The sequence below is a fragment of the Amycolatopsis vastitatis genome (assembly GCF_002234595.1).
Taxonomy (GTDB): domain Bacteria; phylum Actinomycetota; class Actinomycetes; order Mycobacteriales; family Pseudonocardiaceae; genus Amycolatopsis; species Amycolatopsis vastitatis.
In genome coordinates, this window is sequence record NZ_NMUL01000028.1 from 1 (window position 1) to 20,220 (window position 20,220).

A 20,220-nucleotide genomic window follows, 5' to 3' on the forward strand; every position below is an offset into this window, starting at 1 on the left:
CCCTTCGCGCGGGGGTCCCCACGGCAACCACAAGCCTCTGACCTGCACGTTTATACCTTATTTTTAGCCGTGTATTGACCCGCAGTGTGGTCGCCGTTACATTTTGCGCGGTTGTGACGCCGAGGTCCCCGCCCGTTACGCCGCGTCTCCATCCCGGGCACACCTCTCGATGAACGCCGCGGGTGCGGCGGAGGAGGTTTCGCATGAAGACGAGACGGCGGGTGATGACGCTCCTCGCGGCAGCGTCGGTCCTGGTCGGAAGCCTGACGACGACAGCGGACGCCGCGGTCACCCCGGATGGGTGGTACACCGTGACCGCCGCCAACAGCGGCAAGTGTGTTGACGCGCGGGCCGCCGGCTCCGCGAACGGGACCGTCGTCCAGCAGTACTCCTGCAACCGGACCTCCTCCCAGGAATGGCAGTTCCAGCCCACCGGTGACGGCTACTTCCGGGTGAACGCCCGGACCAACCCGGCCGCCGCCTGGGATGTCGCCGACGTCTCCGCCGCCGATGGTGGGCTCGTCCAGCTGTGGACCTACTCCGGGGGCGCCAACCAGCAGTGGCAGGCCGTCGACGAGGGGAACGGCCGCTACCACTTCGTCAGCCGCAACAGCGGGAAGTGCCTCGATGTGCCCGGGGCGTCCGCCGCCGACTCCGTGCAGCTCCAGCAGTACTCCTGCAACGGCACCGCCGCCCAGTCCTTCATGCTGACGCCTGTGACGACGAGCCAGCCCGACTTCGGCCCGAACGTGGTGATCTTCGACCCGTCCATGCCGAGCTCGACGATCCAGAGCCGGCTCAACAGCATCTTCAGCCAGCAGGAACGCAACCAGTTCGGCAGTCAGCGCTACGCCGTCATGTTCAAGCCCGGCACCTACGCCAACGACGTCAACGTTGGCTTCTACACCCAGGTGCTGGGCCTCGGCCTGAGCCCGGACGCCGTCACGATCAACGGCGCCGTGCACGTCGAGGCCGACTGGTTCCCGCCGCAGAACGCCACCCAGAACTTCTGGCGGGGCGCCGAAAACCTGTCCGTGAACCCGAACGGGGGCGCCGATCGGTGGGCCGTCAGCCAGGCCGCGCCCTACCGCCGCATGCACGTCCGCGGTGACCTGCAGCTCGACGACGGCGGCTGGGCCAGCGGCGGCTGGATCTCCGACACTAAGGTCGACGGCCAGGTCCGGTCCGGCTCGCAGCAGCAGTGGATCTCCCGCAACTCGCAGTTCGGCAGCTGGGCCGGCGCCAACTGGAACATGGTCTTCGCCGGTGTGCAGGGCGCGCCCGCCAACACCTTCCCGGCGCCGCCCTACACGACGGTCGGCCAGACGCCGGTCGTGCGCGAGAAGCCGTTCCTCTACATCGACAGCGCGGGCAACTACCAGGTGTTCGTGCCCAGCGTGAAGACCAACGCGTCCGGCACGACCTGGGCGAACGGCACCGCTCCGGGCACGTCGCTGCCCATCGGCCAGTTCTACATCGCCAAGCCCGGCGCCACCGCCGCGGACCTGAACGCCGCGCTCGCCGCCGGGAAGAACCTGCTGGTCACGCCCGGTGTCTACCACCTGAACCAGACGCTGCGCGTCACCCGTCCGGACACCGTCGTGCTCGGTCTCGGCATCGCCACGCTCGTCCCGGACAACGGCATCACCGCGATGACCGTCGACGACGTCGACGGCGTCAAGGTCGCCGGCCTGCTGATCGACGCCGGCACGACCAGCTCGGCCACGCTCATGCAGGTCGGCCCGGCCGGCTCGGCCGCGAACCACGCCGCGAACCCGACGTCGCTGCACGACGTCTTCTTCCGGATCGGCGGCGCCGCCGTCGGCAAGGCGGCGACCAGCCTGGTCGTCAACAGCGGCAACGTGATCGGCGACCACATGTGGATCTGGCGCGCCGATCACGCCGAGCGCGACGAGTACGTCGGCTGGACCACCAACACCGCCGACACCGGGCTCGTCGTGAACGGCAACGACGTCACCATGTACGGCCTCTTCGTCGAGCACTACCAGAAGACGCAGGTGGTCTGGAACGGCAACGGCGGCCGGACCTACTTATTCCAGAACGAGATGCCCTACGACGTGCCGGACCAGTCGAGCTGGATGAACGGGTCCACGCCGGGCTTCTCCGCCTACAAGGTCGGCCCGAACGTCACCAGCCACGAGGCCTGGGGCCTGGGCAGCTACTGCTACTTCAGCGCCAACCCGTCGGTCGCCAGCGCGCACGCCTACGAGGCGCCGAACACGCCGGGCGTGCGGTTCCACGACATGGTCACCGTGTCGCTCAACTACCAGGGCACGATCACGCACGTGATCAACGGCACCGGCGCGACGACCCCGTCCGGGACCAAGCCGGTCAACCTGGTGAGTTACCCCTGAGCCACCGGCGTGCGCCGTGGTGGCGGCCGCGGCGCACGCCGGTCCTTTGTGGATACGCCCGAACGGGGTGTTCGGGGAGCCCACCGGGGTGGTCGCCGCGATACTGGGTGCCCCACACCCGAGGAGCGACCTCATGACCTCCTTCGCAGCGTTCACCGTCGTCGAACCCCGCCGGGCCTGGCCGATCGCCGCCGTCCGCGGGGTGTTCGCCGTGCTCTTCGGGCTCTTCGCGCTGGTCTGGCCCGGTGCCACCGTGCTCGTCTTGGCGATCCTGTACGGCGTGTACGCGATCGTCGACGGCATCGGCGGCCTGATGCAGGCGTTCCGGCCGGGCGACGCCGCCCACCGCGCGGCCTACGGCGTCCTCGGCGCGCTCGGCATCGTCGCCGGCATCCTGGTGCTCGTGTGGCCGGGGATCACGGTGCTGCTGCTGGCGCTGCTCGTCGGCCTGTGGGCGATCGTCACGGGCATCGCCGAGATCGCCGCGGCGATCCGGCTGCGCAAGCAGATCCGCGGCGAGGCGTTCCTCATCGCGGCCGGCGCGATCTCCGTGCTCGCGGGCATCCTGATCGTGATCAACCCGATCGCCGGCGCGTACGGCATCGCGCTGCTCGTCGGGATCTACGCGCTGCTCTACGGGATCGTGCTGCTGGTGCTGGCCTTCCGGCTGCGCAAACTGGGGGACACCACCCCCGCCGCTTGAGTAACGTGCGGGAGTGTCGACCCGCGAACTGGTGGTGCTGGGCACCGCGAGCCAGGTGCCCACACGTCACCGCAACCAGAACGGCTACCTCCTCCGCTGGGACGGCGAGGGGATCCTCTTCGACCCCGGCGAAGGCACCCAACGGCAGATGCTGCGGGCCGGCGTCGCCGCCACGGACATCACGCGGATCTGCGTCACGCACTTCCACGGCGACCACAGCCTCGGCCTCCCCGGCGTGATCCAGCGGCTGTCGCTGGACAAGGTCGGCCATCCGGTGCACGCCCACTTCCCGGCGTCCGGCGCGCACTACTTCGAGCGGATGCGGCACGCGACGGCGTTCTACGAGCAGGCGGACCTGCGGGAACACCCGATCGCCGAGGACGGCCCGATCGCCACCGGGAAGGTGGCTCTCGAAGCCCGCCGGCTCAGTCACCCCGTCGAAGCGTTCGGCTACCGCATAGTCGAGCCGGACGGCCGGACCATGCTGCCCGAGCGACTGAAAGAACGCGGCATCACCGGCCCGGACGTCGGCAGGCTGCAGCGCGAGGGCCGGCTCGGGGACACCAGCCTCGACGACGTCAGCGAGCTGCGGCGCGGCCAGCGGTTCGCGTTCGTGATGGACACCCGGCTGTGCGACGCGGTGTACGCCCTCAGCGAAAACGCCGACATGCTCGTGATCGAGTCGACGTTCCTCGCCGAGGACGCCCATTTCGCCCGCGACTTCGGGCACCTGACCGCGCAACAGGCCGCGCGCGTGGCCGCCGAAAGCGGTGTCCGGCAGCTCGTGCTGACCCACTTCTCGCAGCGCTACCCGGATCCGCAGCGGTTCCTCGAAGAGGCGAAAGCCGAGTTCGACGGGGAGATCGTGGTGGCCGAGGACCTGGAGCGGGTCCAGGTGCCGAAGCGGCGTTCCTCCCCGCCCGCGCACGGCGCGCCGTAGGCTGCATTCGTGAGCCAGCCGATCCTGATGACCGTCGACGACGATCCCGCCGTGTCCCGCTCGGTCGCCCGCGACCTGCGGCGGCGCTACGGGAAGGACTACCGCGTCATCCGCGCCGACTCCGGCGCGGACGCGCTCGACGCGCTGCGCGAGATCAAGCTGCGCGGCGACGCCGTCGCGGCGATCCTCGCCGACTACCGGATGCCGCAGATGGACGGGATCGCCTTCCTCGAGAAGGCGATGGACCTGTTCCCGCACGCCCGCCGCGCCCTGCTGACCGCCTACGCCGACACCGACGCCGCGATCCAGGCGATCAACGTCGTCGACGTCGACCACTACCTGCTCAAGCCGTGGGACCCGCCGGAGGAGAAGCTCTACCCGGTGATCGACGCGCTGGTCGAGACGTGGAAAGCCGTCGGGGACCGGCCGGTCGAAGAGGTCAAGCTCATCGGCCACCGGTACAACTCGCCGTCGTTCCACCTGCGCGACTTCCTCGCCCGCAACGCCGTGCCCTACCGCTGGTTCTCCGTCGACGACGACGAGGCCGCCCGGATCCTGCAGGCCGCGGACGCCACGGAAAAGGACATCCCGGTCGTCGTCACCCCGGACGGGACTGTCCTGAAGCAGCCGACCGGCGGCGAGATCGCCGACGCGGTCGGCTTGTCGACCCGACCGGCGCAGGAGTTCTACGACCTCGTCGTGATCGGCGGCGGCCCCGCCGGCCTCGGCGCCGCGGTGTACGGCGCGTCCGAGGGCCTGCGCACGGTGCTCGTCGAGAAGAAGGCCACCGGCGGCCAGGCCGGGACGAGCTCGCGCATCGAGAACTACCTCGGCTTCCCGGACGGCGTCTCCGGCGCGCAGCTGACCGACCGGGCGCGGCGCCAGGCGCAGAAGTTCGGCGCCGAGGTGCTGACCGCGCGCGACGTCGTCGGCCTGGAGGCCCGCGGCTCGCAGCGGGTGATCACCTTCGGCGACGGCAGCGAGATCGCCGCGCACTCGGTGATCCTCGCGAGCGGCGTGAACTACCGCGCCCTGGACGCCGAGGGGATCGAGGAGCTGAGCGGCCGCGGCGTCTACTACGGCTCGGCTGCGACCGAGGCGCCCGAGTGCAAGGGCGAGCACGTCTACATCGTCGGCGGCGCCAACTCCGCCGGGCAGGCCGCGGTGTTCTTCTCCCGGCACGCCAGCGACGTCACGATCCTGGTGCGCGGCTCGTCGCTGGAAGCGTCGATGTCGCACTACCTGATCGAGCAGATCGCCGGCATCGAGAACATCCACGTCCGCACGCACACCACGGTCAAGCAGGTCCACGGCGACGGCCACCTCGAGCGGATCACGCTGTGCGAGAACGGCGTCACCGAGACGGTCGAGAGCGGGCACCTGTTCATCTTCATCGGCGCCGCCCCGCGCACCGACTGGCTCGGCGACGCCATCCACCGCGACGAGCACGGCTTCGTGTGCACCGGGCCGGACCTCCTGAGCGCCGGGCAGCGGCCGGCGGGCTGGCCGCTCGACCGTGATCCGCACTACCTCGAGTCGTCGATCCCCGGCGTGTTCGTGGCCGGTGACGTGCGGTCCCAGTCGGTCAAGCGGGTGGCGTCCGCGGTCGGCGAGGGCGCGATGGCCGTGACGCTGGTACACCGGTACCTGGAGGAACAATGAGCGCACTGCCGCGGGAAGAGCTTCGCGGCCTCTTCCTGTTCGAACACCTTTCCGAAGAGCAGCTCGACTGGGTCGCCGCCAACGCCGTGCTCGAGGAGTACGAGGGCGACAGCGCCGTCATCCGCGAGGGCGACGAAGCGACCTGCTTCTACGTGATCCTGCACGGTGCCGTCCGGATGACGCGGATGGTCAGCGGCACCGAGGTCGAGACCACCCGCTCCGACCAGCGCGGTGCCTACTTCGGTGCGACGCAGTTCTTCGTGCACCAGGAGGCCGAGCACCGCTACGGCGCGACTGTGCAGGCGCTGAGCGACCTGACGCTGGTCGCGCTGCCGGCGAGCGAGTTCGCCGTCCAGTTCCGCAGGTGGTTCCCGATGGCCACGCACCTGCTGGAGGGCATGTACCTCGGCTGGCGCAACAGCGACACCGTGGTCGGCTCGCGCCGCCGGCTGCTCGCCCTCGGCGAACTGTCGGCGGGCCTGACGCACGAGCTGAACAACCCGGCCGCGGCCGCCGTCCGGGCGACCTCCGCCCTGCGTGAACGCGTCGCCGGGATGCGGCACAAGCTCGCCTTCCTGGCGAAGAAGGACATCGACCCGGAGCTGCTCTACCAGCTCATCGACGTCCAGGAACGCCTGGTCAAGCAGGTCGCGCAGGCGGAGAAGCTGACCGCGATGCAGCAGTCCGACCGCGAGGACGAGATCGGCGACTGGTTCGACGACCGCGGCATCGACGGCGGCTGGGACCTCGCCGACATCTACGTCCGCGCCGGGCTCACCACGTCCGACCTGGACCACGTCCTCGAGCAGGTCGGCGACACCTTCATCGAAGGCGCCGTCCGCTGGCTCGCCTACGCGCTCGAGACCGAGATGCTGATGGGCGAGATCGAGGACTCCACCACGCGCATCTCCGCGCTGGTCGGCAAGGCCAAGCAGTACTCGCAGATGGACCGGGCGCCGCACCAGTGGGTCGACGTCCACGACGGCCTCGACTCCACGCTCGTCATGCTCGCCGGCAAGATCGGCCCCGGGATCCGCGTCGTCAAGGAGTACGACCGCGCCCTGCCGAAGATCCCGGCGTACCCGGCCGAGCTGAACCAGGTCTGGACGAACGTCATCGACAACGCCCTCGGCGCGATGAAGGGCGAAGGCACGCTCACGTTGCGCACCTGGGGCCAGAACGACCAGGTGCGGGTCGCCATCGGCGACACCGGGCCGGGCATCCCCGAGGAGATCAAGCCGCGGATCTTCGAGCCGTTCTTCACGACGAAGCCGGTCGGCGAGGGCACCGGGCTCGGCCTGGACATCTCGTGGAAGATCGTCGTCGAACGCCACCAGGGCGACCTGCGCGTCGAGTCCGAGCCGGGGAACACCCGGTTCGAGATCTGCCTGCCGACGGTCGAGCAGGCCTCGCTCTGATGGGTTCCGTCCCGGCGGTCACGACCGAGCTCGGGACGCTGGTGGGGCTGGCGGGCGACGGCGTCCGCGTCTGGCGCGGGATCCCGTACGCCCGCCCGCCGGTCGGCGAGCTGCGGTGGAAGGCGCCGCGGCCGCCGTCGCAGTCCGGCGGTGTGCACGTCGCGACCGAGCACGGCCCGCACGCGATGCAGTCGCCGGACCCGATGAACCCGTCCGCCGTGTGCGACGAGGACTGCCTGTACCTCAACGTCTGCACCCCCGAGGGACCCGCGCCCGACGGCGGGTGGCCGGTGCTGTTCTGGCTGCACGGCGGCGGTTACCGCGTCGGCCACGGCGAGCAGCTGGGTGACGGCGAGGAGTTCGCGCGGGCCGGGATCGTCGTCGTCACGATCAACTACCGGCTCGGTTCGCTCGGCTTCCTGCACCTCGCCGGGATCTTCGGCGAGTCCGAAGCGGATGCCGGGGTGTGCGGCCTGCTCGACCAGATCGAGGCGCTCAAGTGGGTGCGCCGCAACGTTTCCGCGTTCGGCGGCGACCCCGCGCGGATCACCGTCTACGGCGTCTCGGCGGGCGCGAAGAGCGTAGGGAACCTGATGGGCAGCCCGCTGGGCGCCGGGCTGTTCGCCCAGGCGATCAGCAGCAGCGGCGGTGCCGACCACGTCGCGACGCCCGAAGCCGGGACGGCGCTGGCCCGGCGGCTCCTCGACGAAGTCGGCTGCCATGACATGGCTGCTTTGCGGTCGGTCCCGGCCAAGGAGTTCGTCGAGGCGCAGGAGCGGATCCTGACCGGGTTCCAGGCGCTGTGGCTCTGGCGGCCGACGCTGCACCCCCGGGTGCTGCCGGAGGTGCCGATCGAGCCGATCCGCCGGGGCAGCGCGGCCGGGATCCCGCTGCTGATCGGCAACAACAGCAACGAAGGCAGCACGTACGCGATGATGCTGGGCGACGACGTCGCGACGGCTCCCGCCGCCGGTGTGCTCGCGAGCATCCTCGGCGAGGAAGGCGCTACGCGGCTTCTGGAGACGTATCTTCGCCGTGTTCCCGACCTCCAGGCCGCGAAGATCGCCGCGATGGGCGACGAACGGTACGGCATCCCGACGCAGCGGCTCGCCGACGCGCAGTCCGCGCACGCACCCGTCTACCGCTACCGCATCGACGTCGCCGCGCCCGGCGTGCCCGAACAGCTCGACGGCGGCCACGGCACCGAAACGACGATGGCGTGGAAGACGCCGTTGCCGCTGTACGCGCAGGCGACCGACGTGAACCCGAAGCGCGAGCGCGCGGCGTTGCTGATCCACCGCTGCTGGGTGCGGTTCGTCCGCGACGGCGTCGCGGACGCCGACGGTCCCGAATGGCCGCCGTACGGCCCGGAACTGCGTCCGGTGCTGGTTTTCCGGGAAGACACGGATCTGGTGCTCGACCCACGGGCGGACGAGCGGAAAGCCTGGGGCGACACGGAATGGGCGTCCGGGACCTGGTTCCCGGTGACCTGAGACCGTTCCTTCACCCCCTGTTCACTTCGAACCGGCTCGCTCCCGCGTCCAATGAGCGAAGGTCCGTCGAGGGGAGTGGCTCAGTGAAACGCCGGGTGTCGATCGGACTGGCCGTGGTGCTCCTGCTGGCCGTCGTGGCCGTGATCATCTGGGGTGACGACTCCAAGCCGGATCTCACGACCGTGCGCGGGGTGATCGGTTCCGAGAAGCAGGCGTTCTTCACCAATCAGCGTGTCGTCGACGCCTTCGCGCACCACGGGGTGAAGGTCGAGGTCGACACCGCCGGGTCACGCCAGCTCGCGACGACCGTGGACCTCGGGAAGTACGCGTTCGCCTTCCCGTCGTCGTCGCCGGCCGCGCGGAAGATCCAGCGCGACCGCAAGGTGACCACGGTGTACACGCCGTTCCAGTCGCCGATGGCGATCGCGACCTTCGAGCCGATCGTGGCGTTGCTGCGGGCGAACGGCGTGGTGCACAAGGGGGCCGGCGACTACGACGTCCTCGACGTCACGAAGTACCTGGAGCTGGCGAAGGCGGGAACGCGCTGGGACCAGCTGCCCGGCAACACTTCCTACCCGGCCCGCAAGAACGTCCTGGTCACCACGACCGACCCGCGCGAGTCGAACTCCGCGGCGATGTACCTGTCGATCGTTTCCTTCGTGGCCAACGGGAACGCCGTCGTCAGCACGCCGGAGCAGGAGGCGAAGGTGCTGCCCTCGGTGGCGAAGCTGTTCCTGGACCAGGGGTACACGCAGAACAGCACCGAAGGGCCGTTCGAGGACTACCTGTCGGCGGGCATGGGCAAGACGCCGCTCGCGTTGGTCTACGAGTCGCAGTACGTGGACCGGGTCGTGCGCGGTGACGGCTCGATCCGGCCGGACATGCGGATGCTCTACACCGCGCCGACGGTGTACTCGAAGCACACCCTGGTCCCGCTGAGCGCGGACGGCGACAAGGTGGGGCAGCTCCTCGCGACCGACCCCGAACTGGGCCACCTCGCCGCGACCTTCGGCTTCCGCACGAACGACCCGAAGCTGTTCGCCGACGTCGCCGCCCGGTCCCACGCGCCGGCGGACCTCGTGGACGCCGTCGAACCGCCGTCGTTCGAAACCCTCGAGCGGTTGCTCGACGCCGTCGGCAAGCAGTACTGACATGGACTTCGCGCTCATCCCACCGGAACCGGTCACGGCGATCCCCGCCGAACGCGCCGCCGGGCTCATCACGCTCAGCGACGACACGCGGTCGGAAGTCACCGTCCGCGCCGCGAAGTTCGCATCGCGGTTGGAAGCGCTCGACGTCCGATCGCCGGAGTTCGCCGACCTCCTGGACGAGCTGCTGGCCGTCGGCGAGGCCGACATGCGGGCCGCGGCCGGCGTCGCGGGGTCGATGCTCGAGCGGTCCCTGCGCAGCGCGGCCTCCCCGCAGGAGGGGGTCACGACAAGCCTGGCGAGTCTGCGCCGCGCGGTCGCCGAGCTGGACCCGGCGAAGCTGCCGCTCACCGGCCGGAAGCTGCTCGGGATGTTCCCGGTCGCCGCCGGCGCGAAGCGCGCCCTGGACCGGTACCGCGCGGCGAACGAGCCGGTCAACGCCCTGGTCGTCGACCTGCGCGGCCGCCAGGACGTCCTGCGTCGCGACAACGCCACGATCAAGGGCGAGCGCGAGCGGCTGTGGAAGGTCATGGGGAAGCTCGCCGAAGCGGCCGCCTTCGCCGAGGCGGTCGACGGCGCGATCGAGGCGCAGGCCGGGGTCTTCGACCTGACGGACCCCGCGCGTGCCACCGCGTTGCGGAGTGACGTGCTGTACCCGATCCGGCAACGGCACCAGGACCTGCTGACCCAGCTCGCGGTCAGCGCGCAGGGCTACCTCGCGCTGGACCTGGTGCGGCGCACCAATGACGAACTCGTCCGCGGCGTCGAGCGGGCGGTGTCGACGACCGTGGCCGCACTGCGGGTCGCGTTGCTGGTCAGCGGCGCTTTGGCGAGCCAGCGCGACGTCCTCGACGAGGTGGCGGCGCTGCAGGCGACCACCGACGGGCTGATCTGCGCGAACTCCGAGCTGCTGACGTCGCAGTCGGCGGAGATCCGGAAGGCGAGCAGCGACCCGGCCGTCGCCACCGAGACGATCCGCCAGTCGTTCGACCGGATCTACGCCTCGATCGACGCGATCGACGGGTTCCGTGCCGACGCCGTCCGCACGATGGCCGTCACGGTCGAGTCGCTGTCGGGCGAGATCCGCCGCGCCGAAGACCACCTGCGCCGTTCGCACGAGGGGGAATGATGAGAAAGGTGCTGGCGCTCTTCTTGGGGGCCCTGCTGCTGGCCGGCTGTTCGGATTCGTCGTCCGCCCCGCTGGGGGATCCCGAGCCGGGGACCTTGCGGGTGCTCGCGGGCAGCGAACTGGCGGACATGCAGCCGGTGCTCGACGAAGCCGCGAAGGCCACCGGTGTCAAGGTCAAGTTCACCTACACCGGCACGCTGGAGGGCGCCGAAGCGCTGGCGAACGGCAGTGTCGACGGGAAGTACGACGCCGTGTGGTTCTCCTCGAACCGTTATCCGGCAAGCATTCCCGAAGCGGCGAAGCGGCTCGGGAACCAGGTCAAGATCATGAGCTCGCCGGTGGTGCTCGGGCTCGCGACGTCGGTGGCCCAGCGGCTCGGCTGGGTGGGCAAGCCGGTCGGCTGGGGCGAGATCGCCGAGCAGGCGGGGAAGAAGGCGTTCAGCTACGGGATGACGGACCCGTCGGCGTCGAACTCCGGGTTCTCGGCGCTGGTGGGGGTCGCGTCGGCGCTGGCGGGAGCCGGCAACGCGATCGACGCCCGGCAGATCGTTGCGGTCACTCCGCGGCTGACGCAGTTCTTCGGCGCGCAGGCGCTTTCGGCGGGGTCTTCGGGCTGGCTGTCCGACGCGTACACGCGCCGCGCCACCGGCCAGGACCCCGGGCAGAAGGTCGACGGGCTGGTCAACTACGAGTCCGTGCTGCTCTCGGCGAACGCGTCCGGGAAGCTGCCGGAGCCCCTGACGTTGATCTACCCGAGCGACGGCGTCGTCACGGCCGACTACCCGCTTTCCCTGCTGGCGGACGCCGGTTCCGACGCGCGTTCGGCGCACCAGCGGCTTTCGGACTACTTACGCACGCCGGACGTCCAGAAGCGGATCATGGAGACCACGCAACGGCGTCCGGTCGTGCCGGGTGTCGCGCTGGGGGCGCAGTTCGCGGCGCACGACCTCGTCGAGCTGCCGTTCCCGGCGACGCGGCAGGCCGTCGACGCGCTGCTGACGGCCTACTTCGACAAGATCCGCCGTCCTTCGCGGACGCTGTACGTGCTCGACACGTCCGGGTCGATGGAGGGCGAGCGGATCGACTCCCTGCGGACGGCGTTGGCGGGGCTGACGGGCGCCGACGACTCGCTCACCGGCCGGTTCCGGCGGTTCCGGAGCCGGGAGGAGGTGACGATGCTGCCGTTCAACAGCGGACCGGGGACGCCTCGGACGTTCACCGTGCCGGAGCAGAATCCCGAGGGGGAGCTGGCGCGGATCAAGGCGTTCGCCGAAGGGCTTTCGGCCCGGGGCGGGACGGCGATCTACGACAGCCTGTCCCAGGCCTACCGGGTGCTGGAACCCTTGGCCGCCCAGGATCCCGACCGGTTCACCTCGATCGTCCTGATGACCGACGGCGAGAACGCGAACGGTTCGTCCCTTGCCGACTTCCTGGCGTGGTCCGGTTCGCTGCCACCCTCGATGAAGCAGGTGCCGGTGTTCACCGTGCTGTTCGGCGAGGGCAGCAGCGACGAGCTGACCCAGGTCGCGACGCGGACCGGCGGGAAGGTGTTCGACGCGCGGAACGTCCGGCTCGCGCAGGTGTTCCAGGAGATCCGCGGGTACCAATGATGCTGCGATACCTGGGCTCGACCAAGAACCTCGCCGGCTGCGTCGGCGGGCTGATCGGCGTGGTACTGCACCTGACCGGGGTGGTCGGGTGGTTCTGGCCGTTCGTCGTCGGGGCGTTGTACGCCGCCGGGGCGCTGCTCGCGCCGGCGGAGAAGGTGCGGCTGGTTCCCGACACGTCCGCCGAGCTGCGTTCGTCGTTGGAGACGCTGGTGCGGCGGGTCTCGGCGCAAGCCTCGCGCATGCCGCCGTCCGTTGTGGACACTGCAGGACGCATCGCCGAAGTGTTGCGGGACCTGCTGGCCCAGCCCGCCCGGCTGTCCGCCGATCCCGATCTCCGGCACGCCGTCGTGCGCCTGGCGGGCACGGACCTGCCGTTGTCGCTGGAGACCTACCTGAACCTGCCGTGGTGGTTCGCGGCCCGGCGGGCCGGTGCGGGCGAGGAACTGGTGGCACAGCTGGGTTTGCTCGAAGCGGAGGCGCACCGGGTGGCCGAGCGGTTCTACGCCTCCGAGGTCGATCGCCAGGCCGACCACACGCGCTATCTTCGGGACCGGGACGCCTGAGTCTCCGGCTCTACCCTTGTGAGTGATGATGTTCGAACGCGCGTTCGAGTAGCGTGGGCGGTGTCTGGCTCGTCAGGGGAGGAAGTCATGAACGCGTACCGAGTTTCGGCAGGGTCAACGTCATCGCGGCGGTCGTCAGCCAGCCCAGCAGGTCCGCGAGGGGAATGCGGGAAAGCCGGTCCGGCCATTCCTCCGCCACTGCGTGCAGCGCGAGTTCGTCGTGCTGGGGCTCGACCTTCGTCAGCCTTATCCCCGGCGGCAGTTCGGGCAGGGGCAGCACGATGGGCCGGAACCGCTTCGGTGCCCGCAGTTCCTTCTGTCCGATGTGGAGGGTCTGGGGCAGGAGCACCACTTCGTCGTCCGACACCTGGGGCCGCAGGGTCAGGTGGCCCCAGTGCGGGTGCTTGGCCCAGTGGATCCGGAGCAGCCCGTCCCCGGCCGGGGCCGCGACGATCCCGGGCCGGACCGCCGCCACCCGTTCGCGCAGCACGTCCGCGGACACGGCGATCCGCAGCCGCACCCGGGCGGGAATGGCGGCCGGCGTGGGCAGCGAGCGGAGGCGGACGTCTTCGGCGGTCACGGTGACCCGGCGCAGCGGAATGCTGCCGCCGTCGGGTTCGGGCCAGTCGACGTCCTCGGCGACGATCCGGACGTCGCCGAGGCGGCCGGTGGCCAGCCGGAGGCTGTCAGCCGGATAGTCGAGTTCGGCGAGGGTGAAGCGGACTTCGCGGTCGCCCGCGTTCGAGCCGCCTCTGTTCCGGTCGCCCAGGTTGGCCGTCAGCCTGCGGCCGACGAGCTGCTCGGTGACCGTGCGTGCCAAGGCGGCCGGCGTGACCGGGACGTTCGGGAACAGGGAACGCCCGGCCGCGGCCAGCCCGGCCAGTTCGGGCCAGGGCGACCACCCGTCGAACCACCCGCCGTCGCTCATCCGTCCAGTGTCGCCGAAGGACACCGGGGGCGGCGAGGGCGGGTGGCTCTCGAGGCGGGTGCGGACAGCGGGCCGACCGCCGTCACCGGCCCGCGAAGCGGGCGATGATGCCGGTCACGACCAGCCAGAACACCGCCGCCAGACCGTAGTCGAGGATCACGGCGAGGCTGGGGCTGTCCACCGGGAACAAACCGGGCCAGAACAAGGCGAGAGGAACCGCCAGCGACTTGATGAACTGGAAGAAGGCGTTGCCGGCGTTGGCACCGGCCAGCACCATGATCATGTAGAGAACTTCGATCCCCGCGAAGATCGCGCCGATCGCCGTGATGACCCGCACGGCCGTGTTCCGTCTGGTGGTGGTTCGCCAAGGAGACATGTCCGGAAAATTCCCGGATCGGGTGACCGATCAAACGCTCCAACCCCCAGATTGCGCCGTTCGGCCGCTTCCTGTTGCTCTCAGGAGTCGCGCGGACACGTTCAGTCGACGCTTTCTCGATCGGCGCCGAGCAGCCGGGCGAGGGCCCAGTCCTGCACGGCGAGACCCACGGACTTGAACACCGTCCGCCCGGTCGCCGCCGGGGGCGTGCGCAGGGCGTGGCCCAGCTCCAGCAGGCCGGCTCGTTCGAGAAGCCCGGTGTCGACGGCGTGGATCACCTCACCGGCCTCTTCGAGCGCGGCGTCGACCTGGTCCACCACGACGCAGCTCGCGGTCCGGAGGAGCTCCGCGGGAAGTTCCCGCATGGACGGCAGGTACGAACCGATCGCGTTGACGTGAACCCGTTCGGGCAAGGCTTCGGCCGGGAAGAGAGGAGTACTGGATGAAGTAGCGCAGCAGACGATCTCGGCGTCCGACACCGCGTCCGCCGCGAACGGCGCCACCCGCGTCACCACTTCGGGGAACTCCGAGCCCAGCCGAGCCGTGAAGGCCTGCGCGCGCTCGCGGTCGCGGCCGAAGACGGCCAAGCTGCGCACCGGGCGGACCGCCGCGACGGCGCGAACCTGGTCGGCGGCCTGCGCACCGGTCCCGAGGAGGGCGAGCCTGCTCGCGCCGGCCGGGGCGAGCAGATCCGTGGCAACGCCGGACACGGCACCCGTGCGCAAGGCGGTGACCTCGACAGCGTCGGCGACCACCTGGCCCGCGGCGGTGTTCCACACGAGCGTGCCCAGGATCATCGGCGTCCGCCCGGGCGCCAGGTTGAGCGTCTTCACGACGGTCGTCGACGACGGCGTGTGGCAGGCACTCATCACGAGCGTGGTACCGCCGCCGAAGGACAACCGTTGCGGCACCACGAAACGCCCGGCAGCGAGGTCGAGAAACGCCTCCCGCACGGCATCAACGGCGGCGGGCATCGACACGGCGCTCCGGACATCGTCGGCGTCGAGCATGGGCGGCCCCCCGGGATCGGCTGCCGCCAGCCTGGCGGGGTGTCCGACACCACGCAAGATGACGAATCGTGGCGGGGGCGGAGGGGACCGACACAATCTGCGCTCGTCGGCGCCGTGTCACCCGAACAAGCTGCGGTGCTCGTCACGTCGCTGGGGCTGCGGGTCCGGGCGTAGGCTCGCCGGGACCGGGAAGGGAGTGCCGCATGGGTGTCGTGACACCGGGTTTCCAAGGCCGGGCTCGCGGCGGCAACCCGCGCTTGCCGCCCGGGCAGTACCTGGCCGAGGACTTCCCGGTGCTGTCGGCGGGCCCGACCCCGCGCGTGCGCACCGAGACGTGGGAGTTCACCGTCACCACCGAGACCGGTGACAAGCACAGCTGGAGCTGGGCCGAGCTGATGGCGCTGCCCAGCGAAAAGCCCACGGTGGACATCCACTGCGTCACCCAGTGGTCCAAACTGGACACCCGGTGGCGCGGCGTTTCGATCGACACGCTGGTCGGTGGGCTCGACACCGAGGCCGACTACGTCATGGTGCACGCCTACGGCGGGTACACGACGAACCTGCCGCTGGCCGACCTGCTCGACGGCCAGGCCTGGATCGCCTACGAGTACGGCGGCAAGCCGCTCACCCCCGAGCACGGCGGCCCGGCGCGGCTGCTCGTGCCGCACCTGTACTTCTGGAAGTCCGCGAAGTGGGTGCGCGGGCTGGAGCTGAAGACCCGGGACGAGCCGGGCTTCTGGGAAAACGCCGGCTACCACGACTACGGGGATCCATGGCGCGAACAGCGGTATCAGGGCGACTAGCCTGGCGGGTCGCCCGCCTGGCCGGCTTCCGCGACGAGACGCCGACGGCGCGCACGCTCGTCTTCGACCTGCCCGGCTGGCCCGGGCATCTCGCGGGGCAGCACGTCGACGTCCGGCTCACGGCCGCGGACGGCTATCGCGCGCAGCGCAGCTATTCGCTCGCCGCGCCGGCCGATGGCGACCGGGTCGAGCTGACGGTGCAGCGCGTTGCCGACGGCGAGGTGTCCGAGCACCTCACCGGCCCGTACGCGATCGGCGACCCGGTCGAGATCCGCGGGCCGGTCGGCGGCTGGTTCGTCTGGCGGCCGGTGGACCCGGCGCCGGTGCTGCTCGTCGCGGGCGGCTCGGGCATCGTGCCGCTGATGGCGATGGTCCGCGCCCGCCGCGCGGCAGGCGTCCGGACGCCGTTCAAGCTGATCTACTCGCTGCGCACCCCGGCCGAGCTGTACTACGCCGAGGAGCTGCGCACGCCGCTGGCGGGCCTGGACGTCACGTACGTCTACACCCGCGAACTCCCCGAAGGGCGCCCCGGCATTCCGCGGCGCATCGACGTGGCCACGCTCAACACGGCTGCCTGGCCCGCGGAGTTCGGCGCGACCTGCTTCGTCTGCGGCCCGACGGGTTTCGTGGAGACCGTGGCGGACATCCTCGTCGCCCTCGGCCACGACCCGCACCGCATCCGCACGGAACGCTTCGGCCCCAGCCGAGACTGAGCGGCTTGGCCGAGCGTCATCCGATGAATAGGTGACTTCATGCCCCGATGAGCGGGAAATGGTCGACATGGGCCGCGAGAGATCCTATGTTTCGTCCATGCTGACCAAGTGGGGCTCGAAGCGGCGCCGCACCGCGGTGGTCGTTCTCCTGGGGGCGGGCGCGCTGCTCGCCACGACCGGCTCGGTGGCCGCGGCGGATCCGGACGCCGCGAGCCAGGACGTCTACGTCTCGCCCGCCGGATCCGACCACGCCCCGGGCACCGCGCACTGGCCCGTGCGGACCCTCGACAAGGCGCGTGACCTCGTGCGGCAGCGCGCGCCGCACCTCAGCCGCGATCTCACCGTGCACCTCGCCCCCGGCGTCTTCCGGCTGGCGCAGCCGCTGCGCCTCGACGCCCGGGACTCCGGCGGCAACGGCCACCGCGTCATCTGGCAGGGCAGCGGCGACACCGAGCTGAACGGCGGCCTGCGGGTCACCGGCTGGCGGCCGGTTCCCGGGCGTCCCGGGCTGTTCGCCGCGCCCGCGCCCGCCGGCCTGGACAACACCCGGCAGTTGTACGTCGACGGCGTTCGCGAACAGCGCGCCCGTGGCCCGCTGCCGGTCACCGTCAAGGCGACCGCCACCGGATACACCGCGAGCGCGGACACCTTGGCGCACTGGCGGAATCCGAAGGACGTCGAGTTCGTCTACACCGCGGGCGAGGCGCTCTGGAACATCCAGCGCGACGGCCTCGGTCAGTGGACCGAGCCGCGCTGCCCCCTCGCCGCGGCCGAGGGCGCCACGATCACGATGGCCCAGCCGTGTTGGGACAACTCCACGAAACGCGTGCTGTTCCCGGACATCCCCGGCCGCAGCGTGAACATGGTCGGCCCGGCCGACCTCACCAACGGGCGGCATCCGACCTACGCGGAAAACGCCTTCGAACTGCTCGACACCCCCGGCGAGTGGTACCTCGACCGATCCGCCCACGTCGTCTACTACCTGCCGAAGCCGGGTCAGGACCTTCGCCGCGCCGACGTCGAGGTGCCGGTGCTCGAGAAGCTCGTCGACGCGCAAGGCACGGCCGCGGCGCCGATCCACGACGTCGCCTTCCGCGGGTTGCGCTTCTCTTACGCGACGTGGCTGACGCCGTCGTCGCCGGAGGGCTTTTCGGAAATCCAGGCGGGCTACACGATCACCGGTGCCGACGGCTGGGCGGTGCAGGGCCTGTGCCAGTTCGTCCCCGGCGGCACCTGCCCCTACGCGTCGTGGACGCGGGAACCCGCGAACGTCTCCGTGTCGCACGGCCGGCGCGTCGAGTTCAGTGACAGCGTGTTCGCCCACCTCGGCGGCGCCGGGCTCGACCTCATCGACGGCACCAAGGAGTCCCAGGTCCGCGGCGACGTCTTCACCGACATTTCCGGCAACGGCGTCCAGGTCGGCGGGGTCGACAAGCCCGTCACGGACACCGACGCCGACGTCGTCCGCGACGTCGTGGTGACCGACAACCACCTCTACGGCCTGCCGCGCGAATTCCACGGCGGGGTGCCCATCGTCAACGGCTACACCGTGCGGAACACCATCTCCCACAACCAGATCGACCACGTCGGCTACTCGGCGATCTCGCTCGGCTGGGGCGGCTGGCCGGACAAGATCAAGAAGCCGGCGACGCCGAACCTCTCGCACGACAACGTCGTCTCGGACAACCTGATCTTCGACTACATGCTCATGCTCGACGACGGTGGCGGCATCTACACCCAGGGCATCACCGGCACTTCGCTCGAAGACGGCGAGAAGGTCACCGGCAACGTGGTGCACGACCAGTGGGGTCTCGGCAAGGCCGTGTACACCGACAACGGCAACACGTACGAGACGATCCGCGGCAACGTCCTGTACCGCACGGCGTACTTCAACGTCGGCACGGTGCACGTCGACTACCGCGACGACCTCGGCAACAACGACCCGACGCTGGTCGAGGACAACTACTGGGAGCAGGGTGACCGCGACAAGACCGACAAGGGCGCGATCACGCGCGGCAACAAGCTCCTGGGCCGCCCGTCCGACGCCCCGGCGGCGATCGTCGCGAACGCGGGCCTCGAACCGGCCTACCGCGGCCTGCTTGCCCGCCGGATCGGCGGATGCGCACCCCCCGAAGCGCCATCGCGCGTGGGCACGTTCGCGGTCGACGGCAAGCTGTACGCGACCTGGAACCCGACGTTCGCCTTCAACAACGCCCCGGTCACGGCCTACGTGGTGACGGCAACAGGCGGCGGCCGCACGCTCACGGCGACGATATCCGCCGCCGATTTCGCGAAGCGTGCGTACGCGGAGGTCTCGGGCCTGACGAACGGAACTCCGTACACGGTGACGGTCGCGGCTCGTAACGCGTACGGCACAAGCGAGCCTTCGCTGCCGGCGGCCCCGGTGACCCCGGGCCCGAAGCCGGGCGCACTCCCGGGCGCACCGACGAGCGCCCGAGCCCTCCCGAGCGCGACGGCGGCATCCAGCCGCTGGAACCCTCCGGCGGCAACGGGCGACACGCCGGTACTGGCCTACACGATCACGGTCTCCGACGGCCGCACGATCACGGTCCAGGGCCGCGACGCACTGGTCTCCCAGCCGACGATCAAGGGCATGACGAGAGTGGTGGACGGCCTGCAGCCGGCAACGGCGTACACGTTCACGGTGGCGGCGGTAACGGCGACGGGCACCGGCCCGGCAGCCACGTTCACGGCCACGACTGCCGCCACCGGCTGATTCGCGTCGCGCGCACTCCGGAATCGATCAGCGTCACCGCGGGAAAACCGCCGGGAAAGACCGGGAAATTGCGATCAATCCATCGGCGTCGTACACTCCGACGTTGCGATAGAACGATAATTTGATCCGGAAAGTCACGGCACGGCGACTCCGGTCTGGTGGTGATTTTTACGCCAGGCCGGATTGTCGTCGATCTGTTCGCGGTGTGGTGTGAGGGTGATCGAGGGATTGGGGAGAAAATGACGCAGGCAGAGCGTTCGGAAGACGGCACGTTCACGGTCGACTTGCGCGGCCTCGACCTCCCTGGGGAAGCTCAGGACAAGATCGCCCACGCGATCCAGAAAGCGGTGCTCGCCGAGATCGCGTCCCTTGATCTCGCGGAGAAACCGAAGATCCCCCGGTTCGATGCGACGCTGCGGCTTCCCGATCTCGTGGGGCCGAGGGGAATTGCGATCCGGGCGATCCGGGAATCGTGAGCGGGACGGAGTCCGCTGATGCCACCGGTCCGGATGCGGAAGCCGCCCGGTCGAGGTGCCCCAGTGGCCGCTGCCGTGAGGGCGCGCTGCTGATCGGCTTGATCGGCACGGACGGCCGGGTGCGTTACCTGGGCCG

17 protein-coding genes are annotated in these 20,220 nt (G+C 70.3%); 14 read left to right on the forward strand and 3 right to left on the reverse strand.

From position 1 onward, the window contains the following. Positions 1–203: 203 nt before the first annotated feature. The 10 genes from CF165_RS26230 to CF165_RS26275 all read left to right on the forward strand — a co-directional run bounded on the left by CF165_RS26230 (position 204) and on the right by CF165_RS26275 (position 13,041). Positions 204–2,375 carry an RICIN domain-containing protein gene (locus CF165_RS26230; RefSeq protein ID WP_240521796.1) on the forward strand — a complete coding sequence of 724 codons (2,172 nt, stop codon included), beginning with the start codon at positions 204–206 and terminating at the stop codon, positions 2,373–2,375. 133 nt (positions 2,376–2,508) lie between these two features. Then, a complete protein-coding gene (locus CF165_RS26235) occupies positions 2,509–3,078 on the forward strand; it encodes an HdeD family acid-resistance protein (RefSeq protein WP_093950237.1) in 570 nt (189 codons plus the stop codon). A gap of 13 nt (positions 3,079–3,091) precedes the next feature. Continuing rightward, on the forward strand, positions 3,092–4,018 hold the full coding sequence (locus tag CF165_RS26240) for a ribonuclease Z (protein WP_093950238.1): 927 nt from the start codon (positions 3,092–3,094) through the stop codon (positions 4,016–4,018). 9 nt (positions 4,019–4,027) lie between these two features. Further along, positions 4,028–5,680: a response regulator gene (locus CF165_RS26245; RefSeq protein ID WP_093950239.1), complete on the forward strand. Its 1,653-nt coding sequence runs from the start codon at positions 4,028–4,030 to the stop codon at positions 5,678–5,680. After that, positions 5,677–7,098 (forward strand): ATP-binding protein, encoded by a 1,422-nt coding sequence (locus CF165_RS26250; protein ID WP_093950240.1) that lies wholly within the window; start codon positions 5,677–5,679, stop codon positions 7,096–7,098. Before CF165_RS26245 ends, CF165_RS26250 begins: the two co-directional genes overlap by 4 nt. Continuing rightward, positions 7,098–8,591, forward strand: coding sequence for a carboxylesterase/lipase family protein (locus tag CF165_RS26255; RefSeq protein WP_093950241.1), 1,494 nt, complete (start codon positions 7,098–7,100; stop codon positions 8,589–8,591). Before CF165_RS26250 ends, CF165_RS26255 begins: the two co-directional genes overlap by 1 nt. An 83-nt stretch (positions 8,592–8,674) precedes the next feature. Beyond that, on the forward strand, positions 8,675–9,742 hold the full coding sequence (locus CF165_RS26260) for a hypothetical protein (RefSeq protein ID WP_093950242.1): 1,068 nt from the start codon (positions 8,675–8,677) through the stop codon (positions 9,740–9,742). Position 9,743: 1 nt separating this feature from the next. Then, positions 9,744–10,868, forward strand: coding sequence for a toxic anion resistance protein (locus tag CF165_RS26265; RefSeq protein WP_093950243.1), 1,125 nt, complete (start codon positions 9,744–9,746; stop codon positions 10,866–10,868). Further along, the gene (locus tag CF165_RS26270) at positions 10,868–12,478 is read left to right on the forward strand and encodes a substrate-binding domain-containing protein (RefSeq protein ID WP_093950244.1); all 1,611 of its coding nucleotides are present in this window, start codon (positions 10,868–10,870) and stop codon (positions 12,476–12,478) included. The genes CF165_RS26265 and CF165_RS26270 overlap by 1 nt, the downstream gene beginning before the upstream one ends. After that, on the forward strand, positions 12,475–13,041 hold the full coding sequence (locus CF165_RS26275; RefSeq protein WP_093950245.1) for a hypothetical protein: 567 nt from the start codon (positions 12,475–12,477) through the stop codon (positions 13,039–13,041). The genes CF165_RS26270 and CF165_RS26275 overlap by 4 nt, the downstream gene beginning before the upstream one ends. A gap of 85 nt (positions 13,042–13,126) precedes the next feature. On the opposite strand, the gene CF165_RS26280 is transcribed toward CF165_RS26275, so the two are convergent. The 3 genes from CF165_RS26280 to CF165_RS26290 all read right to left on the reverse strand — a co-directional run bounded on the left by CF165_RS26280 (position 13,127) and on the right by CF165_RS26290 (position 15,355). Further along, positions 13,127–13,969 carry an LmeA family phospholipid-binding protein gene (locus tag CF165_RS26280; protein WP_093950246.1) on the reverse strand — a complete coding sequence of 281 codons (843 nt, stop codon included), beginning with the start codon at positions 13,967–13,969 and terminating at the stop codon, positions 13,127–13,129. Positions 13,970–14,051: 82 nt separating this feature from the next. Next, positions 14,052–14,306: a hypothetical protein gene (locus CF165_RS26285; RefSeq protein WP_003083120.1), complete on the reverse strand. Its 255-nt coding sequence runs from the start codon at positions 14,304–14,306 to the stop codon at positions 14,052–14,054. Between the two features lie 140 nt (positions 14,307–14,446). Then, positions 14,447–15,355 carry an ornithine cyclodeaminase family protein gene (locus tag CF165_RS26290; protein ID WP_093950247.1) on the reverse strand — a complete coding sequence of 303 codons (909 nt, stop codon included), beginning with the start codon at positions 15,353–15,355 and terminating at the stop codon, positions 14,447–14,449. Positions 15,356–15,558: 203 nt separating this feature from the next. Here CF165_RS26290 and CF165_RS26295 point away from each other — a divergent pair, with 203 nt between their 5' ends. The 4 genes from CF165_RS26295 (at position 15,559) to CF165_RS26310 (ending at position 20,084) form a co-directional block, all read left to right on the forward strand. Further along, the gene (locus CF165_RS26295) at positions 15,559–16,158 is read left to right on the forward strand and encodes a sulfite oxidase-like oxidoreductase (RefSeq protein ID WP_093950248.1); all 600 of its coding nucleotides are present in this window, start codon (positions 15,559–15,561) and stop codon (positions 16,156–16,158) included. Then, on the forward strand, positions 16,128–16,871 hold the full coding sequence (locus CF165_RS26300) for a ferredoxin reductase (protein WP_093950249.1): 744 nt from the start codon (positions 16,128–16,130) through the stop codon (positions 16,869–16,871). The genes CF165_RS26295 and CF165_RS26300 overlap by 31 nt, the downstream gene beginning before the upstream one ends. A gap of 97 nt (positions 16,872–16,968) precedes the next feature. Further along, entirely contained in the window at positions 16,969–19,608 is a 2,640-nt protein-coding gene (locus CF165_RS26305) for a fibronectin type III domain-containing protein (RefSeq protein ID WP_093950340.1), read from the forward strand. A gap of 239 nt (positions 19,609–19,847) precedes the next feature. Next, positions 19,848–20,084 carry a hypothetical protein gene (locus CF165_RS26310; protein WP_143268667.1) on the forward strand — a complete coding sequence of 79 codons (237 nt, stop codon included), beginning with the start codon at positions 19,848–19,850 and terminating at the stop codon, positions 20,082–20,084. Positions 20,085–20,220 lie beyond the last annotated feature (136 nt).